This window comes from Candidatus Proelusimicrobium excrementi, assembly GCF_937881865.1.
Lineage (GTDB): Bacteria > Elusimicrobiota > Elusimicrobia > Elusimicrobiales > Elusimicrobiaceae > Proelusimicrobium > Proelusimicrobium excrementi.
In genome coordinates, this window is the sequence record NZ_CALGEO010000131.1 from 1 (window position 1) to 9,780 (window position 9,780).

A 9,780-nucleotide genomic window follows, 5' to 3' on the forward strand; every position below is an offset into this window, starting at 1 on the left:
AGGTAATATAGCATCTGATGCTATAAAGGGAAATATAGAGAGTGTTGGTGATTTGGCAGAAAGTGCTATTTGGGGCGCTGGAGCCAATGGTTTAGGTTATATTGCGTCAAAAGGAGTTGCCTCTTTGAAAGTAAATCAAATTGATAATATGACAAGAACTTCACAAAAAAACTTTATAAATAATAAAGTTTTTAATTTCTTCCAGCCAGCCCAACTGGTCGGCCGAAAACACAATGCCGCGCTTTTTCTGTCGGCCCAGCCACAAGTTATACCGCTGAGCGGCCACCGTATCAAACGGTTTTAGCTCAGTATCTTGCCCCAAAGCAAAGCGCATAAGCTGAATAATATTCGTCAGCATTTTTTCCGGCGTTTTGGCCCGTTGTACGTTACTCGGATTTATCTGCATAAATGCGCCCCATAATACCGGGATAGATAAAGACGGCGCATTATTGACAAGCGCGTCCGCAAGTTCTTTTATACCGTCATAAGTCAGCTGTTTTTTGCCATACGATTTATGGTAAATAATAGACAAGGCGGCCAACTCATCTTTATGCAGTTCAATAAATTCTTTTAAACTTTTGATAATCCCTTCCGCGCGTTCCTTAACAGGGGCAAATTCTATTACTTTATCCGTGGAAATATCATCCACATACATATAAACGTTCCGCGCTTGCGTTAACAGGAAATCCCGCACTTTGGGGTTGGCAAAAGGACGGACGGCGTCATCCCGCAACTGTTCTATTTCCGCCCCGGTTTTCCCTTCTAATTTGTCGGGGTCTATCGCATCTAAAAGCACGTTGGAAAGTTCCTGCAAACTTTTGCCGCAAATTTCTTTAATTTGCGCTTGTTTTTCCTCATCCAGTGCATTCCCAAGAGCTGCCAGCCGCGCGGCGGCGGAACTTAGGGCGTCTTCGTCACAACGCCCCTGCCCTAATTGCTCCAATAACTTCTTAAAGGAAATCCCTTTCTTGCGCTCCAAAGGCGGCTGAACAGACTTTTTACTTTCTGTTACGCCTACGGCATCAATCAAAATAAATTTAGATTTGCAAACTGCGTTAGGCGTAACAGATTTCAAATCGCTTACCGGGATTGTACGCACGCCGCGGCCTTTCATCTGTTCGTAATAAAGTTCGGAATGGACGTCCCGCATAAAAATAAGCACTTCCAGCGGCTTGATATCCGTCCCCGTGGCAATCATATCCACCGTTACGGCAATACGAAACGCGGGCGAAATGCGGAACTCCTGGATTAAATCTTCCGGCTTTACGCCGGATACGTTATAAGTAATCTTTTTACAAAAATCGTTATCGGCGTTAAACACTTCCCGCACAAGCCGGACGATATTTTCGGCGTGGTTATCATCCTTGGCAAAAATCAGCGTTTTGGGGATCCAAGTCGGTTCGCGCTCCGGGAACAAGGTAGTAAAAATATTTTGCTTATAGGCTTCCAGCACTGTGCGGATTTGATTTATAGCCGTAACGGAACGGTCCAACTGTTCGGGCTTATATTCCAAATCTTCATCCAGCGTTTCATAAATTTTATGGCGGGTTTTGCGATCTATTTTAGGGATAGTATACCCAGCCTCCGCTCTGCTGCCTTTATCGGAAATTTCTGTCTTCACGCGGAAGATATCATATCCGACATTTACATTATCAGCCACGGAACGTTCGTAAGGGTATTCCGCCACTAAGTTTTGGTTAAAATATCCCAAAGTCTGTTTGGAAGGCGTTGCCGTAAGACCTATTAAAAAAGAATCAAAATACTCCAGCACCTGTCGCCACAAGCCGTAAATACTGCGGTGGCATTCATCCGTAATAATAAAATCAAAAAATTCCGGCGGAATTTGAGGATTATAAGAAACCTGCACATTGGCTAAGGCGGGGCTTTCGTAGGCTGATACGTCTTCGTTGCCTTCATCGAAGTCAGTTTCTCCGCGCAATATAGAATACAAACGCTGAATAGTAGTAATTACCACCTCGGTATCCGGGTTAATAATATTACTCTTTAAATGCTGCACCAAATGCAGGCTGGTAAATAAACGGTTATCATCATCCAGCCGAAAAGCTTGGAATTCTTTGTACGTCTGGCGGCCTAAATTATTTCTGTCCACCAAAAACAATACACGTTTTGCCTTGGCATATTTAAGCAAACGATACGTAAAATTACATGCGGTATAAGTTTTACCGGCTCCCGTCGCCAACTGAATTAAGGAACGGGGCTTGCCCAAAGCCAGCGATTTTTCTAAATTCCGAATAGCGTCAAACTGGCAATCACGCAAATTCCCTTTTGGTAAAACAGGCAAATTTTGCAAACGCCTCCGTAAAGAAGAACCTTTTTCCAAACTTTCTTTCAGAGTAACAGGCTGATGAAAATGAAATATGGGCCGTGCAGCAGGGTGAGGGTCGCGAATATCCGTGAAGAATATTTCGCTTCCGTTGCTTTCGTATATATACGGCAAAGGAAGCTGATAATGTTTTACATAAGCGGGCAAGCGGCAGCTGTAACCTTTTGACTGGCTTTCTATGCCGCTTAATGCCAAGCCGGCTTTTTTTGCTTCAATTACCCCCACGGCCTTCCCGTCAACAAACAGAAGATAATCCGCTTCCGTGCCGTCTTCCATTAAAAATTCCCGGCAGGCAACGCCAACCCCCGCAAAACGGTTAAAATCTTTGCGGTCTTGCACAAGCCAACCGGCTTGGGTCAGTTTGCCGTCTATCAGCTGACGGGCGGATTCTTCCGGGTTCATCAATTTGTATTATATCAATTTAGCTCTGCCATGGTTTTATAGTTGACATATAAAAATAAGAAAATTTATTTTCATCTTAATTAATATATAAATAATTACAATTTTATCAGATAGGCTAAAACAAATTGTTTAAAGTAATGCTTAAAGCCAGGCGTTGGAGATTATTATTGTTATTTTTATTTGAGAAGGCGTTGGTTTCCAGAAATCCGTTATCAAGAGCCAAATACGCGTAAGAGAGTTTAAGGGAAATATCATTGAAGTCATACCGGGCCGAGAGATTAAACTCCGAGCCTATATATTGACTGAACGAGTCTTTAAAAGCGGAAGTATAATAAAAAGCGTCGGCTTTGATATTAAGTTTTGGCAAATCAACCGGGGAAAGGTTCAGGGAGAAAGAAGTATTTTGTACAGGCACATCAAATATATTGCCGGCGATAGAACCGTATATATTGTATTTTGAAACGGAAGTAAAGGGCAAAGAGTTTTTATCGTTTTTGGAAGAAGTGGAATAAGAGAAACTGAGCAAAGCGTTAAATATTTGGGAAGAGATATCGGCATTGGCGTCTATTTTAAAGAAAGAGGCGTTATAGTTTTTAGAGAAGTTTTGATTAAACAGTGCATAGTTTTGTTTACCTTGGTTAATTGCTGCGAATGCGGAAATATCAAGTTTTTGGGAAAGCTGTAATTTAAGGCCCGAACCCAAGATATAGATGTCGGCGTCTTGCAAATCTTTGTAATAAGAGAATAAGGAGAAAGAGAGAAAAGAGAGCGGGAATAATTTTAGGAAACCGCCGGCAGCTGTAAAATCGGCATAAGCCAGGAATATATTATAAGCAAGGAAGTCATTGGCAAAAGATAAAGAGGCGCCGTCGGCATATGACGGGAAGGAGAAATCCGTATTATTATCAGGACCGAAGTAAAGGGCAAAGGCGGTATCCGTGTTATAGATAAACTGTCTGCCGAGTTTAAGGGAATAATCGTCATAATTAATAAGGACAAAAGCATTAGCGAAAGAGAGTTTATCAATATTATCGATATTATCGGCGTAATAAGCTTTAAAGAAAGGCAAAGCGTAAAGGGAGATTGGAAACTTATTAAGGGATAATTGAACCGGAGCCTGCAAATAGACCGAAGCAATGTTAGAGTTAAGGCTGTTGTTGACGGCGGAAGCGTTATTATAAGATATAAGTTCTGAAGAAGCCGATGGGGCAACGGAAAAATTATTAAACGATAAAGAAAATAACGGCAAGGCCAAAAACAGCAGGATAATGGATATGAAAAAGGATTTAAACATTACTAAGACATTGTAGATAAAAAGAAGAAACAAATATGTAGCTAAAACGGATTAGAAAAAGCAAAAGGGACCGAAAAAAGGGATAATATGACAAAAAATATATACTAAAAAACATGCTTAAATCAGCAAAAATAATTAAATTTGAACAATATTTTTTAAAATGAAAAGGGCCGACGCAAGGCCGGCCCCGCGTTTTTCAAAACGGCTTTGTTTTTTTGCGGCTGATTTTACAATCTGCGCCCTACTAAGTATTGCTTTTACCCCGGAACTCGGCGAAGTAACCCAAAACCGTATAAATAACGAACTGGCCAAAAGCGGCGCGCAATTTGGAAAAAGATTATAAAAAGATGAGCAACATCTTTATAATATCATTATGGGTCAGCCTGTTTACAAGCTTCATAACGGCGGTACTTTCGTTTGTATTTTCCAGCATAACGCTCAGCCCGATTATAAGCATATCTTCTTATATAAAAAGCATAAAATGGAACGGCACCTGCACCTGCGCCAAACTGCGCGGGACCGACGGCAAAACCGACAGGCTGCGCTCCTGCCGCGGCTGCGTCGCCGACTGCGCCAGAATAACCGAAGACTTCCTCTTTAAAGGGGAATTTGAACCTTACGAGGAAAGGCGCGCGGACGAAGAATAAACCTTCTTAAAAAATCAATCAAATAAAAAGCCCCGGTTTTAGACCGGGGCTTTTGTTTGTAATTTAAAAATTACAGTCTTACGAGTACGCCGACTTGACCTTTGGTGTTGTCGGTGCCGAATACGTTTTTAAGGTTTTCTTTATACTTTGCATAGCCGGCGCCGGCGAAGAGTTCGATATTGTCGTTATACGCATATTTTACGACAAGATCGGCCTCCAAGGTGGCGGCGTGTTTGGCGGTTCTGTCTTGGAAAGCAAAGCCGTCCAAAGCGAAGGTCCATTTTTCATATTTATAATCTATACCGAGATTATACATCCTTAAGCCGCCTTCAAACGGGTCACTTATGTAGTTGTTTAATAAATCGCCAACTAATAAGCCCGGTCTGTAATTGCCGAAGCCCGTAAAGTTTTTGGAGTAGAAGAAAGTGGCTCTGGGGGTAAAAGCGTCGAGGAAAACTTTTGCGTCGGCTTTTACCATATAAGGATTGTCATGGATTTCTTCAAGAACTTTTTCGCCTGCAAAGTTGCGGGCGTATTCCGCGCTTACGAGGAAAGCTTCCGGCGCAAAGGTTACTTTGCCGCCGTAGAAACCGAAGTTGTCAACTCCCATTAAGGATTTAAAGTTATATCCGTATACTTGGGCGGAAAGTTCATCATTGATTCTGAACTTGGCGTCAACACCGTACATACCGTGTTTGTCGCCTTCGTCTATAATCTCTGTGCCGTCATAAGTTTCCGCTTCGCCGGCGATTACGTTTACGTTAACGAAATCATTGGCATAGGAAAGCTTTACCGCGTCCAAAGCGGTGGCATAGTTAAATGCGGAGTAGGGGTTCATTTCGGCATTGTAATATCTGGGGCCGACATATAAGACGGTGCTGTCTTCGTCACCATAGAATTGGCGTCCTACTTTTACGTCAAGCCAGCCGAAAATTTCTTTCATTTCGACATTGGCTTCCACCACTCTTATATCATCCAAATAGTCATTTGCGCTCTTACCAACAGTGCCTACGGAAGGGGAATCAACCGTAGGATCGCTGCCCCAAACGTTTAAATATTGGAACATTAAATTGGCGCGAACGTTTTCGGCAACGTCAAAGGAACCGCCGGCCAATACGCGAAGGTTGGTACCCGTAGTATATGCGGCGACTGAATTATGTCTTACGTCAGAGGCAATAACCTGCACATCGCCCGTTAACTCAAAATTTTTGAGTATTTCTGCGCTTGCCGGCATCGCAACGGCCAATACCATAAGCAAGCCAAGTAGTTTCTTCATGGCACTCCTCCTTTTTTCGTTTTATACTGCCTATAACTCCATATAACAAAATTAACCTTGATTTGGCAACTGAGAATCAATAATTAATTTGAAATATGAAGAATCCGTAACACAAACATCTAAAAATTATTTATAATACATTCCTTTTTTTACTTCTTCCGCGATTTGGGCCCCTTTAAGATTCTTTAAAACCTCAAGGCCGAAGTCTATCGCGGCGGCCGGGCCTTTGCCGGTAATTATATTACCGTCCGTAACGGCGTAATCTTCTTTATAAACTCCGCCGAAGTCCTCGTTCATAGACGTATAACAAGTATAATTCTTGCCCTTTAACAGCCCCATGCGGCCCAATATCGTAGGGCTGGCGCATATGGCGGCGATTTTTTTGCCCGAAGCCAAAAAATCCTTTATAAGTTTTTTTAGATTTTCGTCCGCTTCCAAAGCTTTGTAATGCGGGCCGCCCGGTAAAATAATAACGGAATAATCCTCGTCTTTAAAAGAAGCGAAAGGTTTTAATCCGCAGACGTTAAGCCCGTGTTTGCTTACCGCTTTATCCCCTTTAAGCCCGTATAAATCCACCGTTACTCCGCCCCTGTTTAAAACCGAATAAGAGCCCATGGCTTCCATCTCTTCAAAACCGTCAGCGATTATCATGCACGCTTTCATAATATTTCTCCGTAAATTAATTTAATACGTAAACCCCGGCGTTAAGCCAAAAAGCGTAAAAAAGCCAAAGGACATAAGGCAGAAACAAATAAGCCAAAACCGGCTTTACGGCAAACGCTTTTATGACGAAATCAACGCACAGGGCCGTCATCAAGATTATTATACATAAAGAAAGAAACACCGCGCGCGCACCGAAAAATACCGGCGTCCACAAAAAATTTAAAGCGGCCTGCGCGGCAAAAAACAGAAGCAAAGTTTTTTTGTCTTTTGGATTTATTTCGGAGGTATATAAAATGTAAAGGACAATACCCGTCAGCAAATAAAGCGCGCTCCACGCCGGGCCGAAAAGCCAATCGGGCGCGGTAAAAGACGGTTTGCTAAGCGAAGCATACCAATTTTGTAAGACGTCGGCACTGACGGCCAAGCCGCCGAGCGAAGGCAAAAAAGCCAAAAACAGACATATTAAAAATACAAATATTTTCTTTACCATATCAAAACGGCTCAAAGACGAGCACTCTATTATCCTACGGGCGGAAATACATTTTGTCAATATTTGAACAGCCGTCTAAAAAAAAATATAAAATTTAATATATAAGGTTTAAACGCCTTAAAAGGAGATCTAACAATGATAAGCGAAAAAATGCAAAAAGCATTTAACGATCAAATTAACGCGGAGCTTTATTCCGCTTATTTGTACCTCTCGATGAAAACCTATTTCGACTCTTTAAGTTTAAAGGGTTTCGCCAACTGGTTTGACGTGCAGGTTAAAGAAGAAAACGCCCACGCCATGGGTATGTACAATTACGTTTTTGAAAGAGGCGGCAAAGTGGAACTCGGCGCGATTGAAAAGCCCGTTTTCGACGCAAAATGCCCCTTATGCGTTTATGAACAGGTTTTAAAACACGAAAAATTGGTAACTTCCAAAATAAACGCTTTGGCCGACGTCGCCGAAGAAGAAAAAGACAGAGCCGCTTCTTCCTTCATTGACTGGTACGTAAAAGAACAGGTTGAAGAAGAATCCGGCGTAGAACATTTAATCGCCACCTTAAAATTAATAGGCGACGATAAAAAAGCTCTTTTAATGCTGGACAGAGAACTCGCCGCAAGAACTTTTACCGCACCGGTAATAGGTTAATTTGTTTAGTACGAATAATGCAAAAACCCCGCCTTTTAAAGCGGGGTTTTTATTTTGCCGAATTAAAAATTTTATCTAAAAACAGCCTCGGCTTTGCCGTCAAAAACCCCGCGCAGGGCTTTTTCTATATAAAAAGGCGCATCTTTTAAAGCCTTTTCACGTCCGCCGGCCAAAGCCGAAAGTTCCATTACCTTCGCCACGGAATATTTTTTAAGCAAGTTTTTGTCTTTAATTTCATTCACGCCACAAACAATTATAACCGGTTTTGCATACTTGGCCGCCAATTTACAGACGTAGAAGGGCCCCTTTCCGTAAAAGGTTTGCCCATCCAGCTTGCCTTCCCCGGTAATTACGATATCCGCCTGCTTTACGGCTTTGGAAAGGCCAAGCTTCGCGGCTATAAACGGCGCGCCGCTTACAAGCTTAGCGTTCAAAAAGCCTTTAATCCCGGCCCCCAGCGCGCCCGCCGCGCCGCAGTGTTTGGTGTTGATGTTTACGCCTAAATACTTCTTTACCGCGCGGTGCAAAGCCGTCATGGCTTCTTCCACAAGTCTAACCTGCGCCGGAGTCGCCCCTTTTTGCGGGCCGTAAACATAAGCCGATCCGTATGGCCCCAAGAGAACATTATCTACGTCGCATAACCCGTAAGCTTTAATATCCGGCATATTTTGCGGACGCTTTATAAGAGAAAGCCTGCGCAGCTCCGCCGCGCCTTTATTAAGCTTATTTCCTTCGGTGCCAAAAAATTTGTACCCCAAAGCCATAGCCATGCCTGCGCCGCCGTCATTGAAAGCCACTCCGCCCAAACCTATATAAAATGTTCTTGCGCCTTTTTTATAAGCGGCTTTTATTACCTGCCCTATCCCGAAAGAAGACGCGTTTAAAATATTAAGTTCGTTTTTTTTAAGTTCGCCCAAACCGCAAACTTTTGCGCTTTCTATAATACAGGTTTTGCCGTCTTCCAAAATAAGATACGGGGCTTTATGCTCTTTGCCGACGGCGTTAAAAGCGCGGACGAAGTGCCGTTTGGCCGAGGGAAAAGCTGAAGAAAACACTTCCAAGACGCTGTCGCCTCCGTCTGAAAACGGCAAGCATTTTATTTGATGAGCCGAAGCCAAAAAAGACGCGCGGGAACAAAATTCCCGCGCGCTCAAACATCCTTTAAAAGCATTCGGAGCAAGCAGAATCTTCATCAGAAGAACCAGCTTACCTTCAAGGTGGTGTAGACGCTCATTTTGGAACTGCTTTCAAGTTCGTCTTTGAAACTGAAATATTTGCCTTTCACTTCAAGGCCGAGGTTGACGTCGTCCACGGCATATTCCGCGCCCAGCCCGAACACCGCGTTAAAGTTGCCGCTGCTGACGGTGTTTGATTCCTGCGTCGTCCAGCCGTATTCCCCGGTACCTACGTTTTGCAACTCATATTTTGAAGGGCTTTCATCCAAGCTTGCGCTGGTATACCCCACGCCGCCGGTAAGATAGAACCTTAAGGCGCTTTGCGTGTTAAGATAAAAATTCATTAAAAGGTTAACGTCATACACTTGGCCGGAAGTTTCCACATACATTTTTTCTTCCCCGGTGAGAGGATATTCAAAGTCGTTTTTGGAAAGCATCCCGTAACCTACGCCGCCGCCAAGCCACAAGCGGCTTGAAAGCTTACGCATATAAGCAACGGAAAAAGCGACGTTTGTGCCGCCGACATCTTCCTCCGCGCCGCCGTACTCTTCCATGTTAAGTTTTAAATCGGCGGTTAAAGCCCCGACGTGCACGGCAAAATAATTCTTGCCGGTATCTTTCTTTTTAATTTGCTCCGTTATAAGGGCCGCTTCCTGTTCCTGCTGTTTTTTTTCGGTTTCGGTCAAAACGGGTGTTTCTTCTTCCGCTTCGGGTTCTTCTTTGGCGGCTTGCTCGGAATTGTGAACGTGATATTTATAGGTTATTTTAGGCTCCACAACTTCCGGCTTGGAAGGAAAAACCTTTTCCAAGTCGTCGTCAAAAGAAAGCCCGGAAGACGATACCG

General features: G+C 43.3%; 9 protein-coding genes. 2 read left to right on the top strand and 7 right to left on the bottom strand.

From position 1 onward, the window contains the following. Positions 1–160: 160 nt before the first annotated feature. Positions 161–2,746, bottom strand: coding sequence for a DEAD/DEAH box helicase family protein (locus tag ACQY26_RS06250; RefSeq protein ID WP_428048285.1), 2,586 nt, complete (start codon positions 2,744–2,746; stop codon positions 161–163). A gap of 115 nt (positions 2,747–2,861) precedes the next feature. Then, positions 2,862–4,040, bottom strand: a complete 1,179-nt coding sequence (locus tag ACQY26_RS06255; RefSeq protein ID WP_428048286.1) for a hypothetical protein — start codon at positions 4,038–4,040, stop codon at positions 2,862–2,864. 347 nt (positions 4,041–4,387) lie between these two features. Here ACQY26_RS06255 and ACQY26_RS06260 point away from each other — a divergent pair, with 347 nt between their 5' ends. Continuing rightward, complete coding sequence (locus ACQY26_RS06260) at positions 4,388–4,687, top strand: hypothetical protein (RefSeq protein WP_428048287.1); 300 nt, start codon at positions 4,388–4,390, stop codon at positions 4,685–4,687. A 70-nt stretch (positions 4,688–4,757) separates the two neighbouring features. Here ACQY26_RS06260 and ACQY26_RS06265 read toward each other — a convergent pair whose 3' ends face one another. From ACQY26_RS06265 to ACQY26_RS06275, 3 genes are all read right to left on the bottom strand, one after another. Continuing rightward, entirely contained in the window at positions 4,758–5,963 is a 1,206-nt protein-coding gene (locus tag ACQY26_RS06265; RefSeq protein ID WP_428048288.1) for a hypothetical protein, read from the bottom strand. A gap of 126 nt (positions 5,964–6,089) precedes the next feature. Then, positions 6,090–6,626 carry a DJ-1 family glyoxalase III gene (locus tag ACQY26_RS06270; protein ID WP_428048289.1) on the bottom strand — a complete coding sequence of 179 codons (537 nt, stop codon included), beginning with the start codon at positions 6,624–6,626 and terminating at the stop codon, positions 6,090–6,092. A gap of 16 nt (positions 6,627–6,642) precedes the next feature. After that, positions 6,643–7,116, bottom strand: coding sequence for a TspO/MBR family protein (locus ACQY26_RS06275; RefSeq protein WP_428048290.1), 474 nt, complete (start codon positions 7,114–7,116; stop codon positions 6,643–6,645). A 135-nt stretch (positions 7,117–7,251) separates the two neighbouring features. Between ACQY26_RS06275 and ACQY26_RS06280 the strand changes: the two genes are divergently transcribed. Beyond that, entirely contained in the window at positions 7,252–7,761 is a 510-nt protein-coding gene (locus tag ACQY26_RS06280) for a ferritin (RefSeq protein WP_428048291.1), read from the top strand. A 71-nt stretch (positions 7,762–7,832) separates the two neighbouring features. Here ACQY26_RS06280 and ACQY26_RS06285 read toward each other — a convergent pair whose 3' ends face one another. Further along, a complete protein-coding gene (locus tag ACQY26_RS06285) occupies positions 7,833–8,954 on the bottom strand; it encodes a glycerate kinase (RefSeq protein WP_428048292.1) in 1,122 nt (373 codons plus the stop codon). After that, positions 8,954–9,780 (bottom strand): outer membrane protein (locus ACQY26_RS06290; RefSeq protein ID WP_428048293.1); only part of this gene is annotated, 827 nt, incomplete at its 5' end. The genes ACQY26_RS06290 and ACQY26_RS06285, both read right to left, overlap by 1 nt.